Below are 16,766 nucleotides of genomic sequence, written 5' to 3' on the forward strand. Positions count from 1 at the left end.
CTAGTTACCGTATCGCTTAAGCCACTCTTTCTCGAGCGCGTTTTGCCAGCTAGGGTGTGGTTCATCAACCGATTTAAATTGCTGGGTGTTTTTAGCGCTGCCAGTCAGGTATTTGCTGCTCAGAACCGAAGGATCGCCCCAAACATTGAGGTCACCCTTGCGAGACTGTGCTTCCGGGCTCAATAAGAAGTTAATGGTCACTTGAGCACCTGCGGTTGCATTGGCATTCCAAGGAATCGCCAGGAAGTGAATGTTAGATAGAGCGCCGCTTTCTAGAGCATAAGCCTTAGTGGTTTCGGCTAAGCGACCACTGGCTTGTGCTGAATAAACAGAGTTTGGATTAAACGTAATCGCGAGATCGATCTGTCCGTCATCCAGAAGTTGGATGCTTTCCGATGTGCCTGCTGGGAATTGTTTGCCACCGCGCCAAGCCACTTTATGGAATTTATCTAAGTAAGCCCATAGTGGTGCCGTCACTTCTTGGAAGTTGTCTTCTGAAACCGGCTGAGCCAGTGCAGGGTTATTGTTTGTTAGTTCAATCAATAGAGACTTAATGAAGCTCGTGCCATGAAATTCTGGTGGGCGAGGGTAGCTTAAGCGATTTGGGAAAGCTTGAGCGTAGCTCAACATCTCTGAAAACGATTGTGGCGGGTTGTGTAGTGTCTCTTGATCGTGAATGAACACAAGTTGTCCCACGCCCCACGGTGCTTCCAAGCCTTCTGTCGGCTCTGAGAAATCAACATCAATCGGCAGAGACTTATCGACATACTGCCAATTTGGAAGTGACTCTGTAAATGGCCCAAACAATAGCGCGTTGTCTTTCATCGAGCGGAAGTTCTCGCCATTAATCCAGACGATATCGACGCTGCCTTCACTGTTCTTTCCTGCTGCTTTTTCAGCAAGCAGTCGAGTGGTGGTTTCCGCAATATCGGTCACTTTCACATGCTTTAACGTGACACCGTAGTCACTTTGTAATTTCTTGCCTGCCCACTGTAGGTAACGATTGATCTCTTGGCTTCCGCCCCAAGCGTGAAAGTAGACAGTTTCTCCCTCTGCCTGCTGTTCTATTTGGTTCCAGCTGTCGGTGGATGTTGCTTCATCAGCATAAATGGTTGCGCTGTATGCAACGGTTGCCATGATTCCTAACGTACTTACTATCTTGTTCATAAACTTTTCCATTTGGTAGTGAACGGGCAAGAGCATTGTATTTTCAAACGACCTAGGGCGTGTTGACCCTTCGTGGTTAACGAAAGATCAACATGCCCTAATAGTTATTCTATCTGTTTCTGAAATAAATTCTAATTCAACAGTAAATTCAATCAATTACTTGAGAACAAGCAGGGAGTTCTCGGTTGAGTTTTGTTCGATCTGTAATCACCTCGAAAACTCGACAGACTCTAGGCTTTTGCCATCCTAGCAACAGACCGCTGAACCGTTGAATTTATTGCATCTAAATGAGAGATTTTTGAGGTTTATTGGAGGCTGGTACGAAAAGTCGGCGATGAGTGTCAATTTTGAAGAAGTAGTGAGGGCAAGCTGACAATAAAAAAGGAGCCATCAGGCTCCTTTAATCAGTATTTGGTTTCGATGACGGATTAGTTTACCCAGTCACGAATTGTGTACGTTAGCGTGTGTACATCGTTTTTCAGTACTAGCGTATCGTTTGTTAGCGTTACGTCGCTCCACTCGCTTAGAGTAGCAGAAACCGATTGTTCGATTTCCATCGCAGAGCCGTGACACATTTTCATTGTCATGCCCATTTGCTTGATACGGAATTGACCGTCTTTCAGCTCGCCTTGACCGAAGAAGTTGTTACAACCAGCCATGCCGTTTGCAGTCATCTTTTCGCCGATCTCTAGACGAGGAGCTGCTTGGTCTTCGCTTTTCACAATGTCCTTGCCATCAATTTGCGCAAGTTCCCAATTATGGTGCTGTAGATCGGTTGGTGTTACTTGCATCGCGTTGTCACCTGTTGTTGTGCATGCTGCTAGCATCATAGGTAAAGCGGCTACTGCTAGTAATTTTTTTGAACTAAACTTCATATTATAAGGCTCCAAAGGAAAGAACGAAGTTACCGGATAAGTGTAACTTGATGGGTTCAAAGTATAGTTTACAAAACACTATATGTGTCAGTATAAGGTCATAGTTTAGTATGGATTTCACGAGCCAGGCGACAAATTAATCGCTTATTTTTGAGAGAGTAAGCGTAATTTTGAATGTGTAAGGAGGCATGGTGGAGCAGTTAGAGTTTTTCCAAGTTCCAAGCCCTTGCGTTGGGGTTTGTTCAAGCGATGACAAAGGCTATTGCAACGGTTGTATGCGCAAGAGAGAAGAGCGCTTTAATTGGATGTCGATGACACCGTCAGAACAATTGCACGTGATAAAGCTGTGTCGTCAGCGCTATAGAAGAAAAATAATGAATCAAAAAAACTTGATTGGTAAGCAGGTCGATGAAGAGGGAAATACCAGTCCCCAAAGAGATCTTTTTGGCTAAAGAGGAAGTATTTAGATTTTATTTAACTCCGAAGTAACTATTACTTTACATAATGGTTGGGGTGTAATATTAAAGTAGGTACCTTTGTACCTGAAGGAGTGGTGTCGGTATGAATAAAAAGAACGTAAAAATCAAAAAAGAGCCAGTCAAAGCACTTGACCGAAAACCGATCGGGGCAAAATATGACCCTGAAGAGACTCCGCGTGATTGGCATTCGATGTCAGAAGAAGAACGAATGGAAATCCTTTCTCACCTCTCAGACATGCCTTTCCAATAACACCACTGGTTCTTCAGAGCCTTTCTTAAAGCTCAGTTTTCAGAAACAAAAATGTGATTAAACAAACATGTGATTCGCTTTCGTTACACCACGATGGTACGTGCAAAATGTATCATCGGCCTCGGTGGTTTTACTGTGAATCTTAATGTTTGTGATCACTTCTACCGCCCCTGCATCGTAGCAAGCTTGTTCTGCTTTTTTAACGATATCGAGTAATTGGTTGAGTTCACCTTTCATCGTAGTTTCCATCGCACCGACTTGGAAAGGCACATCGGCAGCTTTCACAACTTCAATGGCTTTATCAACCACTTCGAAGTTGTTGCCTTCTTTAACGCGAGGTATCACTTGGAAGGCAACCATCACTTCTTTTTCTCTTTTTAACTCAGACACTTTCTGCTTACTCTAGGATAGGGAATTGTTGCAGATGATAGGTTAATTCGGAGACGAATTCTACAGCGATTATGCTGGTTGGATTACTCTCTTTGTCCTACTTGTTACCCCAGTGGTCACTTACCCAACCACCTATGTGCTCATCAAAATGACTGCCACTGAACCTCTGGTTGCGTTCAACCGAAGTATCACAATCATCTTTATTATCTATTAGGGTTTGTATGTAGTTTGCCATCGGGTCATTGGAACGTTGACGATCTCGGCGAGTTGCCACTTCCTTAATCAGTTGTAATCGATATGTAGAGCTAGCACGTTTCATTTCAATGACCTCCTGTTGTAGACACTAATAGAAAAATCTAGTTGCTAGATATAGGGGCGTCAACGTGATTTAAGAGTATTTTTTTTGAGCAACCAAGAATCAATACGTTGGCATCATAATTCACAAAAGTGTCATTTAAGTTGGCAACTTTAGGGAAGTTTTTGGGTGTGAATTTGTATTTTGTTGCATATAAAAAAGCCCAGTACAAACTGAGCTGACCATTCTATTTCTGGTTACTTAGAGTTATTTCTGGTTACTTAGAGCTATTTGGTTTGCTTTTAAATTGCTTAATGCTTTTCTTTTTAGCTGTTCTTCGATTGGCCATTTTATCTTTAGGTGGACGCTTGCGAGCGGTCGTTTCAGATGCAGGTTTGTCGGTAACCGGGAAACCCTCTAATGGTTGCAGCACTAACGGCTTATTGGTCAAGGTGCGAATCGCATTGAGGTAGTCAGTTTCGCTGTGGCTAACCAGAGAGACCGCGCAGCCAGTACTTCCTGCTCTTGCTGTACGACCAACGCGGTGTACGTAAGTTGCTGAGTGAGAGGGTAATTCGAAGTTAATTACGACAGGTAATTGATCAATATGAATGCCTCTAGCCATCACGTCTGTCGCGATAAGCACACGAGTCTCGCCATTTTTGAAACTTTCTAATGCTTGCTCTCGTTCTTCTTGGCTCTTATTTCCATGTAACGCACTCACACTGATTTTGGCTTTATTCAATCGTTTGGTTAATGCATCGGCATTGTCTTTTGCGCCAATAAATACCAATACTTGCGGCCATGTGTGTTGATTGAGTAGTGCGATGAGCGCTTGAGCTTTACTGCCTTTGTTCACTAAATACAGGGTTTCTTCAATAGCCGCGACCACGCTGTTTTCTTGATGTGTCGTGACCTTAACTGGATTTGAAAGAAGCTCTTCAGCCTGACCTACTAATTCGGGCGGAAGTGTCGCAGAGAACAACAGTGACTGACGTTTGCTCGGTAGTGCTGAAGTAATCGCTTGAACATCTGGCCAAAAGCCCATGTCGATCAGGCGGTCGGCTTCATCAAGAACCAATGATGAACACTGAGCGACATCCAGTTCATCACTTTTGATTAAAGCAAGTAAGCGGCCCGGTGTGGCGATGGCTAATTGTGGTTTAGTCGATAATTGTTGCTGTTGATCATCAGTATTTACGCCGCCCGTTAGCGTTACCAATTTGATATCAAGCGCTGTTGCGATCGGCTCTAAAGATTTGGTCACTTGAGATGCAAGTTCACGGGTTGGAACAATGATCAGTGCTTGCAGTTCATTCACATCTTGGTTGATGTTATTCAGTAAAGGTAAGCCGAACGCCAACGTTTTTCCGCTACCCGTTTGAGCCAACGCAAGTACGTCTTTACCCGCAATAATTGATGGAATTACCGCTTGTTGTATCTCAGTCGGTTTGTCGAATTGAGAAGGGATCGCTGTGACGGTTTTTGCGTTAAGGGTGAGGTTATCAAATGACATAAATGAACCAAGTATCAAAAAGGAGGTGGAGTCTATCAGGGCTACAAATGTTAGAGAATCAGTTTTGTATGTTAGACGATAAACACATTCATTATACGCGCGAATTATGTCTGTTAGCTATACGCGATAATTAAGCGTTTATCATATTGTAATGGCACTGAATGGACGTACAATGTCCGCCCTAAAAATGTTCATGAAATGAGATCGAAATGAGTTGGGACAGTATCTGGCTGTTTATCGTTATCGTGTTTTTTATTGCCATTATCCCGGGCCCAAATGCGCTGTTGGTATTAAGCACAGCCTTAACTCAAAGGAAGCTGTTCGCATTTGTGAACGTGTTGGGCGTGTCATGTGGTTTCTTTTTTCATGCCTTTATCTCGGCTAACGGCATAAGCTTATTACTGTCGAACACTCCCATGGCCTTTGAAGGGCTAAAGTGGGCTGGGGTTTTGTATCTTGTCTGGCTTGGGTATAACCATTTTCGTGCGGCGCTGCGCGCTCAAGAGGGCGTGCTCTCTGTGGTCAGTGCATCGGGAAGTAAGCTTTATAAGCAATTTTTCAAAGGGCTTCTCACTAATCTACTGAATCCTAAAATTGTCCTGTTTTATCTTTCTATATTCCCTCAATTTGTTTCAACAGATGCGATTGTGACAGACAGTTTGATACTTGGTGCAATTCAAGCGTCAGTGGTGTCGATGTGGTTCTTAGTTGTGATCTTAATGGCGGATACCTTTAAGCGCTTGTATGGATAATAAGCGCTCCTCGCAAATGATGAACATTGTGTGTGGGATTCTATTCGTGGGCTTCAGCATTCAGTTGGCATTGTTTCAGCTTTAGGGTGCGATGCGAAGAATTGGGTTTTTAGCTATTGGTTCAGTTCATTTCCGGCTTAGTTCTCGTTTCCATCTTAGTTTTCATTTCCGATTCAGTTCTCATTTTTTACTGAATGCTAAGCAATCAGTGTTTCTCTGTATAAATCTCTAAAGCATTAGCTCGGGAAGTCGATATAATTATTAGCTATCAATTTGGTGAATGTGTTTATTTGAGACCAATTGAAGCTACAGCCTATTGCTTGACCGAAATAACAGAGACAGGGAGTCACCAATGCGTGAAGATTCATTCACCCAGAAACGCAAATATTACCGCTTAAAGTACCCTCAAAAGGCTCGTCCGGTGATGCGAATTAAGGATGAGCTTTTTCATGTCAGCGAAGTTTCTGAAAAGGGTGTACGCCTGATGATGCGTAACATCATTCCGGTTTATCGTGGCTTTTCAATGGCCGGCACCTTGAGGTTGCATGACAACAACAGTATCGATATTAGCGGTGCTGTATTGCGACAAGAAGGTGACGAAGTGATCGTTCAGTTATCACAAGGTCCGAGCTTCAAAGATATGGTGTCTGAACAACGCCACATTAGGCAAAGATACCCAGTGTTTTTTGCTAGCCTCAGAGTGGCATAGAAAGCTTTTAAAGTTAGATTCACTCATCCAAGCCGATATTAAAAAGCCCAGCACTTTCACAAGTGCTGGGCTTTGTTCTATCTATAGCCCAGATTCTTATAAACCAAAGGCGATACAGGTAAAGCTAATGAGCTTAGTTCGCCTTATAGCTCGTCTACTGTAGCCCAAACTGCGGCTAGCATATCGTGACCAAACGCGACACTTCGTTCTGGAGACCAGCCGTAAAGTTCGTCAGCGTGACTGATGTGATCTTTAAATGGCATCTCGACGGTGTAAGCCAAACACTTGAATTGCTCACCAATCCAGTTTGTGCCAACTGTCATGTTTGCTTTGCCTGGTTCGTCTTTATCGTAACCAAATTCATCTTGGAACTCTGGCGTGATAGTGAGCAGTGCTTGCTTGAAGTGGCTCTCTAGCTTCGCGATGCGCTCGTTGTATGAAGGCGTGCCTTCGCTGCCTGCTACAAAGTTATATGGAATCGCTTCATCGCCATGAATATCTAGGCACAGGTCAACGCCCGTTTCTAGCATACGCTCGCGAACAAGGAATACTTCTGGGCTGCGTTCCATAGAAGGTGATTGCCATTCGCGGTTCAGGTTTACGCCAATCGCGTTAGTACGCAGGTGACCGCGGATGCTGCCATCTGGGTTCATGTTTGGTACAACTCTGAACACAACGCTGTCTAGAAGAGAGCGACCAACCGTATCTGTTTCATCAAGTAGGCGTTGTAGCAGGCCTTCGATCAGCCATTCAGCCATCGTCTCGCCAGGGTGTTGGCGACCAATAACCCAGATGTTTTTCTTCTCTTCACTTGGCTCGCCGATGGTTAGCAAAGTGATGTCGTTGTTGTCTAGCGTCTGACCTAGAGTTTCAAGCTTACAAGCAGGGTGCGTTTGAGCATTGTGCAGAAGATCTTGGTGACGATCGTATGAGTACGGCGCGAAGTACGCGAAGTACATTGAATCGTGTTCAGGGATGATATCGAAGCTTAATGTATCGCCATCGAACTGAGATGGGATACGGAACCACTCTTCACGGTCATACGATGCAACTACATCGTAATCTTTCCAGCCTTCAGGGTAGGCAGATGTTGCCAATTGACCGATTTCAAAGTGGTGAGATTGTTGAGCTTCACTTTCTAAGCGGAAGTGAAACCACTGAGAGATTTCAGTTTGGTAGTCTGCTGGGATCGTCAGTTGAATGTTTTGTGGTGAATCTGCAGAAACGACGTGAATGTTGCCGCTTTCGAAATTGCTGAAAATTTTCATTGTAGTTTTTATCTCGTAGTTGAGTTGCCGTAAGACTAGCACACTTTTTTTCGAGCAAACCACTAACTAAATCGTAATGAGATGTTATTTCAACTATCTACTTTTTAGTTCTCTACTTTGAGCAGTACTTCCTATCTATCGACGCTGACAAGTTGTACACCCACGACAGGCTGAACGTGTGTGGCGATCTAACTTGCTGCGTTGAACCTTACAATAAGCGTTTTTCAGCGCTCTTCTTCCTGAGAACCAATCATCGGGTTTTGACAGGATCAGATAACCATTAAAGCGTTTCATAAGCTCGACTCTATTTTGGTCGATGAACTTGCTATCAAAGCCAATCTCAAAGTAATCAAGCGCTTGTTCGATGGCAGTGAAACTCGCTATTTTTTGTTGGAATTCTGTTTGGCTCATGGGAAGTAGGTTTCTGTTCTGGTGACAACTATTGTATCGAGTTTACGATTTGTTTTATTGATTTTAGTTATGACTTACCTGGGTTTGAATCGTGGGCTTTTTAAACTTTAAGTGATCTTTTTAACTCTTTGAGGATTATAGATAAAGTATTAAAAAACTAAGACAGGACAGAACCAATGAATCGAATCAATCCAAAGAAACTACTTCGCAGTAAATGGACGGCCGTTAGCCCTTTGAAGAAAGAAAAGCACTTTATGGTCACAGAAGTTGAATTTGATGAAGGGGAAGTAGTGCGCTGCATGATAGAGGCAGTAATGACTAAACGAGAAGAAAACATCAATTGGCGAGAGCTTACTGATAATCAAAATTGGCTCCCAGGCTGGAAGTAGGGCTAGAAGCCTGTTTGATTCTAATCTGTTGTTAATGGCGAACTGGCGTTTATCGGATACTCGACGCACGTCCTTGCCAGTATTTAAGGCCTTCTAAGACACCCTCAGCATGTGTTGCTCTACTCGTGTATACGTTGTCTCTATCCGATAGGTGAGCAACCTCTGGGTAATGGTTAGCAACCAGTATCGAGTTTACGCCTTCAATGGTGAGCATTGAGGTGTCGTTAGCTGAGTCACCTGCGACGCACACTTCTGCAACGCTCAAATCGTGTTGTTCGAGTAGGTGGTGAATCGCAGTCGCCTTGTTAACGCCTTTTGGTGTGATATCTAAGTACCAATCATGAGAGTAAGTCAGGTGAACATCTAATCCGTGCATCTCCAAGCTAGATTCAATCAGTTCGTGTTGAGGCTCTGAAAGCTTTCCTTCAAAGGTGATCTTGTAATCGCCTTGATGGTTTTCTATGCGATCACCCATAAAATCAAGGGGGGCGAGAGCCGTCTCTACCCTTGATTTGTTCCAAGAAGCTTCCAGTTGGTTATGCCAAACATGGTCTGGTTTTTGGGAATGAACATGATGAATTTTGGTGCCCACATCGCTAATAATACTGTGTGGCTTCGGGTAGTTATCCGATTCTAAACCCATTCGAATCGAAGGTAATGTTCTTCCTGTCGCGATGATAAAGCGAATATCAGGTTGTTCTGTGAGGTAATCAAATAGCTGGTTAACACCGTGAGATGAGCCTCCATCAAGCGTACCGTCAAAGTCACACACCAACATTTTTATCATTCGAATTCCTTGTCTTTTTCTCTATTTCGTCACGGGAAAATGCTTATTTCTTTTATAAAGAATGGCTCAGCAATGAGCACTCTACAAGTTGAAGTTCAGCTTAGATAATCACCAATTGACAGTTTGCAGCAAGTATCACAGTTGGTGTGACGTATTAAAATTCTTGGTTGAAAAGGTTGATTTCAACTCGCTGACTTTAGCCGGTTGACCTTTGGTTTTTAGGTAGAGATTGAGAGTTGATCTTATATTTTTTACCGAGCGAACTTTCGCCTCGGAAACATCATGAAAGCTTAATAAATAGTTCGTACTCGAATTATTTGTGCACGAACTAATTATGGCTTTTGTTGGTTCATTCAGCCTATTAATCACGCTAATGTAAAATTAATATTCAATAATCTACGACTACGTAATACATAATATTGGCCGTACGCTTATCTAATTTATCCCTTTTATTATCAGTAGCTTGCTTTGTTTTTGCTTATTTTTGGTCTTGTTGTTGCTGGTCTGGTTTCAGTCTGTTTCCTTGTTTTACCGAACGAAGAACCTTGATTTACACGTACCAATTACTTAGAGTGCTAATTGTTTTTCGGGTTTAAATAACCAATTTAAGTTTAAATAACTGATAAAGGATTAGATTACATGGATCCCATACTGGAAGTTAAGGGACTGTACAAGGTGTTTGGTGAAGACACCGACCGTGCTTTTACAATGATTAATGAAGGCGCAAATAAAGATAAAGTTTTCGAAGAAACAGGGCTAACGATCGGCGTTAACGATGTTTCTCTTAGTATTCAAGAAGGCGAGATTTTCGTCATAATGGGACTGTCAGGATCTGGCAAATCAACCCTAGTACGCCTTCTTAACCGCTTGATCGAACCTACCAAAGGCAATGTGCTTCTTCGAGGCAAAGACATTGCCCACATCTCAGAAGATGAACTCCGCGAAGTTCGCCGCAACAACATCTCCATGGTTTTCCAAAATTTCGCTTTGATGCCGCATATGACGGTTATCGAGAATGCCGCGTTTGGTCTAGAGCTTGCGGGTGTTGAAGTTGAACAACGAAAGCAATCAGCACTTGAAGCACTTGAACGTGTTGGCCTTGGCGCATATTCAGAATCTTACCCAGATGAACTATCTGGTGGTATGAAGCAGCGTGTTGGTTTGGCTCGTGCACTAGCATGTGACCCAGATATCTTGTTGATGGACGAAGCGTTCTCGGCGCTCGATCCTTTGATTCGTACTGAAATGCAAGATGAGCTTATTCGCCTTCAAAATGACGATAAACGAACCATTGTTTTTATCTCGCATGATTTGGATGAAGCGATGCGTATCGGTGACCGAATTGCGATTATGCAAAATGGCGAAGTGGTTCAAGTCGGTACTCCAGACGATATTCTTAGTAACCCAGCGAATGATTATGTCGAAGCTTTCTTCCGTGGTGTGAACGTAGCAAGCGTACTTACTGTGAAAGACATTGCGCGTAAGAAGCCAGCTGCGGTATTTAAAAAATCAGAACACGATGGCCCAGCGTCCGCTCTACAAATTTTGATGGATAACGACCGCGAGTACGGCATCGTAGTTGAGAAGAGCAGCCGTTACTCCGGCATTGTCTCTATCGACTCGCTTCGTAAAGCCCACAAAGAGAACAAATCACTCATCAGCGCACAGCTCGATGATGGACTAACGCTGAACCCTGATTTACCAATCAATGATGTGCTTGGCCTAGTTGGTGGTGTGCCTTACTCAGTGCCTGTTGTGGATGAGCAAGGTAATTACTTTGGCGTGGTGACTAAGTCACGACTGTTACAAACATTGGATAAGGGGTAGATCATGTCGTCTGAACAAACAAATAATGACCCATGGTCTCAATCGGCTCCTCCAGCTCAACCTGCAAGTGATCCTTGGGGTCAATCCGCTGATACCTCACCGTCAGCGGATTGGTTAAGCAGCGAAACCGTTGAAACGACACCTTTTGATCCACTTGACCCTTTTGCAGAGGCTGTGCTGCCTGTTGACACTTGGGTTGAGTCTGGACTGAATTGGTTAGTTGAGCACGGACGCCCATTATTCCAGGCAATCCGTGTGCCTATCGATTTTATCCTAAGTTCATTTGAAACGGCGTTGGTGTCTACGCCAGCACCATTCATGTTGATCATCTTGTTTCTAGTGGCATGGCAGTTTTCAAACTTGAAGCTTGGCGTTACAACGGCCGTATCTTTGACTTTCATTGGCTTGATTGGCGCTTGGTCTGAAGCAATGACCACATTGTCACTGGTCATGACATCCGTATTCTTCTGCCTATTGATTGGCTTACCCATGGGGATATGGCTCGCTCGAAGTAACACGGCGGCTAAATTCGTGCGCCCAATTTTGGATGCTATGCAAACCACACCAGCCTTCGTTTATTTAGTACCGATCGTCATGTTGTTTGGTATCGGTAACGTTCCGGGTGTCGTGGTGACCATCATATTCGCACTTCCTCCTGTTGTTCGTTTGACCATCTTGGGTATTCAGCAAGTTCCGGAAGAATTGATCGAAGCGGGTCACTCATTCGGTGCAAGCAAAAAGCAGATGCTTTACCGAATTCAACTGCCACTTGCATTACCAACTATCATGGCGGGCGTGAACCAAACACTGATGTTGTCGCTATCTATGGTGGTTATCGCATCAATGATTGCGGTAGGTGGTTTAGGTCAAATGGTACTGAGAGGTATTGGCCGTTTGGATATGGGACTGGCCGCTGTTGGTGGTTTAGGCATCGTTATCTTAGCCATCTTATTAGACAGAATCACCCAAGTACTGGGTGTCAATGCTGGTAATACAAAATTACGCTGGTATCGCATGGGACCTGTTTCCCTTGTACTGAATGTACTTAATCGCGGTAACAAATCAGAACTTCAATTAAGGAAAAACACCAATGAATAATTCATGGAAGAGTAAACTCGCAGTAAGCATCGTTTCGACATTAGCGGTATCGACTAACGTGTGGGCAGCAAGCCTACCGGGTGAGGGCGTATCAGTTCAGCCTGTTCAATCGTCTGTAGCGGAAGAGACGTTCCAAACATTGATCGTTAACCGTGCTTTAGAAGAACTGGGTTATGATGTGAAATCAACTCAAGAAGTGGACTACAACGTAGGTTACACCTCGATTGCAAAGGGTGACGCAACGTTCCTAACGGTAGGTTGGTTCCCGCTTCATGCTGACAAATACACAATGGCTGGTGGTGATGAGAAATTCTACCGTGAAGGCCAATATGTAAGCGGCGCTGCTCAGGGGTACCTTATTGATAAGAAAACGGCTGAAAAGTACAACATCACTAACATTGGTCAATTAACGGATCCAAAAATCGCGAAGCTGTTTGATGCGGACGGTGATGGCAAAGCAGACCTAACAGGCTGTAACCCAGGTTGGGGTTGTGAGATGGTGATTGAACACCAACTTTCAGCGTTCAAACTCGACGATACGGTGACTCACAACCAAGGTAACTACGCTGCAATCATTGCAGATACGATTTCTCGTTACCAAAAAGGTGAATCAATCCTTTACTACACGTGGACACCTTACTGGGTAAGTGGCGTATTGGTGCCTAACGAAGATGTAGTTTGGTTAGAAGTGCCATTCTCAGCACTTCCTGGCGAGCGTTCGAACGTGGATACGACGTTATCTAACGGCAAAAACTACGGCTTCGAAATGAACTCAATGCGCATTATTGCGAACAAAGAGTTTGCTAAGAACAACCCATCAGCAGCGAAGCTTTTCGAAATAATCAAGCTTAACATCAATGATGTAAGTGCTCAGAACATGATGATGAGTAAAGGTAAGAACAGCTCTGCGGATATCGAAGCGCACGTAAATGGTTGGATCAAAGCGAACCAAAGCACGTTCGATGGTTGGATTACAGAAGCGAAGAAAGCAGCACTGTAACGTTGACTTGTATTTGCTCTGTCTTACCAGACTTTTGATTTGAAATGATGAGCGTGTTGAGTGATTGTGTAGAGTCACTCAATCACCTTCAAACCAAGTGAAAGGGCGACAAGAGTGAACATTATAAAGCCAGCAGTCCATTTGGATTGCTGGCTTTTTGTTTTCTGTTTCTATTTTTGAGCTTCTAGCTGTTAATTACAGCTCTAGCGTTCGCCTTGAACTTCGAAGTTGTCGCTGACTAAGCGAGCGCAGCCATCGGCTTCAAGTGCCCAGTGTTCATGATGTACAACGCCAAACGCTTTGTTCATTGTCCAACTCGCGGTAAGAATGTAACCGCCGTCTGGGTGCTCTTCCCATTTTACATCGGTGTAATCAACGTCTTTGAAACCTTGGTCGATGATGTTTTGCCAAAATGCTTGAATCGCTTCATGACCTTCAAAAGTACCAAATGGACGCGCTTCCATTACACAGCTTTCAGTATATTGATCGGCACAACCTTTTGCGTCTTGGCTGTTGAATGCTTTCTGCCACGCGTTAATGCCTTGCTTACATGCTTCTAAAATTTGGTTGTCTAACATTGTCTTTCTCCATAACAGTATTGTGTCGGGCACTGTCTTTTTGATTTGGTATCTCGATAAGTTGAATTGAGTTTAGTCTTGGAAATTGATTTGAAAAACAGAGATAATAGAAAATACTGTTTGTAAAAAGAGAACAATAAGATGAGTAAGCTAAAGCAAATGTCGATTTTCGCTCATATCGTAGAGCAGGGTTCAGTCTCGGCTGCGGCTGAAAAGCTAGAGTTGTCTAAATCTGTCGTCAGTCAACATCTCAAAATTCTAGAACAAGAGTTAGGTGCTTCACTTCTTAAACGCACTACACGAAGACAAACTCTGACAAGCATGGGTGAGCGCTTTTATTTGAGTTGCAAAGACATCAATGTGATCGCTGAATCGGCTTGGGATATGGCAAAAGCTGAGCTAGAAGAGCCACAAGGCCGGATTCGTATCACAGCTCCGAATGCCTTGATGGATTTATTGGTAGCGCCTGTTATTGCCGAACTGATGAAACAATATCCGAAGTTAAAGCCAGAACTGATAAGCGACGATCAGCATTTAGACTTCATGGAGCACGATATTGATCTCGCGGTACGAGTGGGCAGTTCTCGTGACAGTAACTTAAAGCAGAAGAGGTTAGGTGAGTTTAAAGATGTGTTATGTGGCGTTGAAAGCATGCGTGAACGTGAGCTTGAATCGATTCCTTACATTGCAAACTCTTGGCAGGGAAAGCAGGTGACTCATCATTTTAGTTCTCAAACTGAGCAGGACTTTGTCTACCAACAGCAAGCTAGTTGCGTCACCAATTCGTTCCACAGTTGCCTTGCACTGATTAAATCAGGTGTTGGTATCGGTGTGATTCCAGATTTCTGCATTCCTCAGTTATTTGGTGATGTTGTCGACGTGCTGCCAAGCTTTGAATTACCCACCAACACGGTTTATGCGCTAAACCCATTTGCTTCAAATACGCCTATCGCCATCAAGCTGTGTATCCAAGCGTTGGAAGAAAAGCTTAAGCAGAATTTAGTATAAGCTTTCTATCGTTGGTAAAATCCGGTGCTTAACCATATTTACTAATAAAAGAAATAACATGTTTATTACTCAGTAATTCGATCTTGTCGATAGTCAGTACGCAATAGCGGTAGTTTTTGTTTTTGAAGGTGATGTTCGACTTTTGTTCTGTTGGTTCTGAAAACTTCCATATTTCAAATCCGATGTTCTTCATAAGTTCCAATGCACTTGGGTTCTTTATGATCATGGAATACTTTTTAATCTTAGTATTTCTTGCAAGAAGCTTCATATCGGAAATCAGGTTCGCAATAGATTGTTCACGCTTCTCAGAGTGACCGCTAACCACAATGTAATTTAAGTTATGATTAGAATCTAAAGAGCAGGCTTGCTTAATATGTAGATGTTTATTTTGGTATTGCTCGAATACCTCTTCGTTGAAGAAAAAACCTAGGCTATGACTAACAATATCGCCATTAACATCGACCATTTTTCTGCCATGCGCCTTTTTTTCACTGCAATAGAGAAACAGGTCGATAGTATCAAGAGCTGAAGGATCCACCTTTGTATATTGTGAAATCAGCTTTATTCTATCTATTACTGATTTGTCATTCTGATCTGTCATTAGTGGCATGATCTGACAGTCGCAGCCTTCTTCTATTTCCCCTTTAGTGATAGACGATATTCGGCTTTGAAACGAAAAGAACCTCTCACGAAGGAAGTCTTCAAGTAATGCACTGTCTTCGTTATCTTCTGAATCAAAGGATTTCAACGTTGTATACAAGTCCAGACCAAGGCAGTCCAGTAGCTTTAGGGCTTTGTAATTACTTGGCTTTACTTTGCTATTTTCCCATCGATTTATCGTTACGACATCTACAGAGCTGAATTCATCATCTAAGTGATTAATGTATGCCGCAAAATCCTTTTGCGTTAACTTCAATTTCTTGCGCGCTTCGCGCAGTAATTGCGGAAATTTCATCATGGTAGAATATTCATCTTTGATTAGTGACATTACGTTCCGATTCGTCAGATAGTCTATTTTATCAATCGTTAATATACAGTAGCTATAATGTTTATTTTTGAATGTGATATTACATTTTTTAGCAGAAGGCTCTGAAAATTTAAATACTTCAAACCCCACACTCTTCAAGAGTCTCATCATATTGGGGTCTTTTACTAAAACAGAATATTTTTTAATGTTTTTGTTCTGAGAAAGTAACTGTATATCTGAAACTATATGCTCAATAACATGATCTTTTGTCTCTGAGTGTGAGCTTATATTAAAATAATTTATGCTTTTGCTTGAATTTAAAGAGCAGGCCATTCTTAGATCTAGCTCTTGAGTTTTTAATGTTTCAAATTGATGGTCTTCAAAGAAAAAGCCTACGTTGTGACTCACAATGTCGCCATCAACATTGATCAGCTTGTGACCATGTGCTTTTTTCTCACAGTAGTAGAGATATAAATCAATTTGGTCCAATGGCGAAATATCGACTTTTGTGAATTTAGAAAGTAGTTTGATTCTGTCGATAACGCCAGTGTCACAAGGCTCTAACATTAAAGGCCGTGACTTAAAGTTGCGTTTGCCTTGTTGTTGATTCAGGCCTGATAGAGCTGAAATTCTACTTTGAAATGAGCCATAGGATTCGTTTAAAAACAGTTCGATTAGTGTGTCTTTTTGTTCGGATTTAAAGCTCTTTATTGTCTCAAACAAATCTCCGCCAAGGTACTGTAAGATCTTGAGTGCTTTGTATGTACTAGGCTTTACCTTACTGTTTTCCCAACGATTTATCGTTACGACGTCAACCGCATTAAACTCGTCGTCCAGCTGATTTAAGTAGGTTGCAAACTCTGTTTGTGTAAATTGAAGTTCCTTTCTGAAGTTACGTAACAACTGTGAAAACTCACTCATTAAAACATTAACCTTCTGATAATTAACTCAATGTCTTGATTCTAATTTAGACATCAGATTCTCTATTTAACATCTTCAG

General features: G+C 42.7%; 18 protein-coding genes and 1 pseudogene. 9 read left to right on the forward strand and 10 right to left on the reverse strand.

Features of this window, described 5'->3' with window-relative positions:
• Together AB6E51_RS01330 and AB6E51_RS01335 are read right to left on the reverse strand one after the other, a co-directional pair.
• A complete protein-coding gene (locus AB6E51_RS01330; protein ID WP_017060323.1) occupies positions 1 to 1,167 on the reverse strand; it encodes an ABC transporter substrate-binding protein in 1,167 nt (388 codons plus the stop codon).
• A gap of 428 nt (positions 1,168 to 1,595) precedes the next feature.
• Positions 1,596 to 2,042, reverse strand: coding sequence for an META domain-containing protein (locus AB6E51_RS01335; RefSeq protein ID WP_004734625.1), 447 nt, complete (start codon positions 2,040 to 2,042; stop codon positions 1,596 to 1,598).
• A gap of 188 nt (positions 2,043 to 2,230) precedes the next feature.
• On the opposite strand from AB6E51_RS01335, the gene AB6E51_RS01340 reads away from it, so the two are divergent.
• Positions 2,231 to 2,494 (forward strand): DUF1289 domain-containing protein, encoded by a 264-nt coding sequence (locus tag AB6E51_RS01340; RefSeq protein ID WP_017060324.1) that lies wholly within the window; start codon positions 2,231 to 2,233, stop codon positions 2,492 to 2,494.
• A 109-nt stretch (positions 2,495 to 2,603) separates the two neighbouring features.
• Positions 2,604 to 2,771 carry a hypothetical protein gene (locus tag AB6E51_RS01345; protein ID WP_372058815.1) on the forward strand — a complete coding sequence of 56 codons (168 nt, stop codon included), beginning with the start codon at positions 2,604 to 2,606 and terminating at the stop codon, positions 2,769 to 2,771.
• Positions 2,772 to 2,828: 57 nt separating this feature from the next.
• Here the strand turns inward: AB6E51_RS01345 and AB6E51_RS01350 are convergent, their stop codons facing one another.
• The 3 genes from AB6E51_RS01350 to AB6E51_RS01360 all read right to left on the reverse strand — a co-directional run bounded on the left by AB6E51_RS01350 (position 2,829) and on the right by AB6E51_RS01360 (position 4,972).
• Positions 2,829 to 3,131: a thiamine-binding protein gene (locus AB6E51_RS01350; protein ID WP_017065764.1), complete on the reverse strand. Its 303-nt coding sequence runs from the start codon at positions 3,129 to 3,131 to the stop codon at positions 2,829 to 2,831.
• 127 nt (positions 3,132 to 3,258) lie between these two features.
• Positions 3,259 to 3,480 carry a hypothetical protein gene (locus AB6E51_RS01355; protein WP_017057116.1) on the reverse strand — a complete coding sequence of 74 codons (222 nt, stop codon included), beginning with the start codon at positions 3,478 to 3,480 and terminating at the stop codon, positions 3,259 to 3,261.
• A gap of 253 nt (positions 3,481 to 3,733) precedes the next feature.
• Positions 3,734 to 4,972: a DEAD/DEAH box helicase gene (locus tag AB6E51_RS01360; RefSeq protein ID WP_372058816.1), complete on the reverse strand. Its 1,239-nt coding sequence runs from the start codon at positions 4,970 to 4,972 to the stop codon at positions 3,734 to 3,736.
• Between the two features lie 209 nt (positions 4,973 to 5,181).
• Between AB6E51_RS01360 and AB6E51_RS01365 the strand changes: the two are divergent.
• Both AB6E51_RS01365 and AB6E51_RS01370 read left to right on the forward strand, forming a co-directional pair.
• Positions 5,182 to 5,809: pseudogene (locus AB6E51_RS01365) on the forward strand (LysE family translocator).
• A gap of 267 nt (positions 5,810 to 6,076) precedes the next feature.
• Positions 6,077 to 6,433, forward strand: a complete 357-nt coding sequence (locus AB6E51_RS01370) for a hypothetical protein (protein WP_017060329.1) — start codon at positions 6,077 to 6,079, stop codon at positions 6,431 to 6,433.
• Between the two features lie 143 nt (positions 6,434 to 6,576).
• Here AB6E51_RS01370 and AB6E51_RS01375 read toward each other — a convergent pair whose 3' ends face one another.
• Positions 6,577 to 7,701: a M14-type cytosolic carboxypeptidase gene (locus tag AB6E51_RS01375; RefSeq protein ID WP_017060330.1), complete on the reverse strand. Its 1,125-nt coding sequence runs from the start codon at positions 7,699 to 7,701 to the stop codon at positions 6,577 to 6,579.
• Positions 7,702 to 7,836: 135 nt separating this feature from the next.
• Positions 7,837 to 8,112: a nitrogenase-stabilizing/protective protein NifW gene (locus tag AB6E51_RS01380; protein WP_102333174.1), complete on the reverse strand. Its 276-nt coding sequence runs from the start codon at positions 8,110 to 8,112 to the stop codon at positions 7,837 to 7,839.
• Between the two features lie 176 nt (positions 8,113 to 8,288).
• Between AB6E51_RS01380 and AB6E51_RS01385 the strand changes: the two genes are divergently transcribed.
• Positions 8,289 to 8,501 carry a TIGR02450 family Trp-rich protein gene (locus AB6E51_RS01385; protein ID WP_017065368.1) on the forward strand — a complete coding sequence of 71 codons (213 nt, stop codon included), beginning with the start codon at positions 8,289 to 8,291 and terminating at the stop codon, positions 8,499 to 8,501.
• Between the two features lie 49 nt (positions 8,502 to 8,550).
• Here AB6E51_RS01385 and AB6E51_RS01390 read toward each other — a convergent pair whose 3' ends face one another.
• Positions 8,551 to 9,288: an HAD-IIB family hydrolase gene (locus tag AB6E51_RS01390; protein ID WP_372056736.1), complete on the reverse strand. Its 738-nt coding sequence runs from the start codon at positions 9,286 to 9,288 to the stop codon at positions 8,551 to 8,553.
• Between the two features lie 639 nt (positions 9,289 to 9,927).
• Between AB6E51_RS01390 and proV the strand changes: the two genes are divergently transcribed.
• From proV to proX, 3 genes are read left to right on the forward strand one after another with little or no spacing between them, the layout of a single operon-like run.
• Entirely contained in the window at positions 9,928 to 11,115 is a 1,188-nt protein-coding gene (gene proV, locus AB6E51_RS01395) for a glycine betaine/L-proline ABC transporter ATP-binding protein ProV (RefSeq protein ID WP_017067805.1), read from the forward strand.
• Positions 11,116 to 11,118: 3 nt separating this feature from the next.
• Positions 11,119 to 12,213, forward strand: a complete 1,095-nt coding sequence (gene proW, locus AB6E51_RS01400) for a glycine betaine/L-proline ABC transporter permease ProW (protein WP_372058817.1) — start codon at positions 11,119 to 11,121, stop codon at positions 12,211 to 12,213.
• Complete coding sequence (gene proX / locus AB6E51_RS01405; RefSeq protein WP_017065372.1) at positions 12,206 to 13,213, forward strand: glycine betaine/L-proline ABC transporter substrate-binding protein ProX; 1,008 nt, start codon at positions 12,206 to 12,208, stop codon at positions 13,211 to 13,213. The genes proW and proX overlap by 8 nt, the downstream gene beginning before the upstream one ends.
• A 203-nt stretch (positions 13,214 to 13,416) precedes the next feature.
• Here the strand turns inward: proX and AB6E51_RS01410 are convergent, their stop codons facing one another.
• Positions 13,417 to 13,791, reverse strand: coding sequence for a nuclear transport factor 2 family protein (locus tag AB6E51_RS01410; protein ID WP_372058818.1), 375 nt, complete (start codon positions 13,789 to 13,791; stop codon positions 13,417 to 13,419).
• 141 nt (positions 13,792 to 13,932) lie between these two features.
• Between AB6E51_RS01410 and AB6E51_RS01415 the strand changes: the two genes are divergently transcribed.
• Entirely contained in the window at positions 13,933 to 14,799 is an 867-nt protein-coding gene (locus AB6E51_RS01415) for a LysR family transcriptional regulator (RefSeq protein WP_372058820.1), read from the forward strand.
• Between the two features lie 28 nt (positions 14,800 to 14,827).
• Here AB6E51_RS01415 and AB6E51_RS01420 read toward each other — a convergent pair whose 3' ends face one another.
• A complete protein-coding gene (locus tag AB6E51_RS01420) occupies positions 14,828 to 16,687 on the reverse strand; it encodes a helix-turn-helix domain-containing protein (protein ID WP_372058822.1) in 1,860 nt (619 codons plus the stop codon).
• Positions 16,688 to 16,766: the final 79 nt, after the last annotated feature.

Origin of the sequence: Vibrio sp. 10N.247.311.47 (assembly GCF_041467535.1) — a bacterium.
In the GTDB taxonomy this organism is placed as follows: Bacteria; Pseudomonadota; Gammaproteobacteria; order Enterobacterales; family Vibrionaceae; genus Vibrio; species Vibrio crassostreae_C.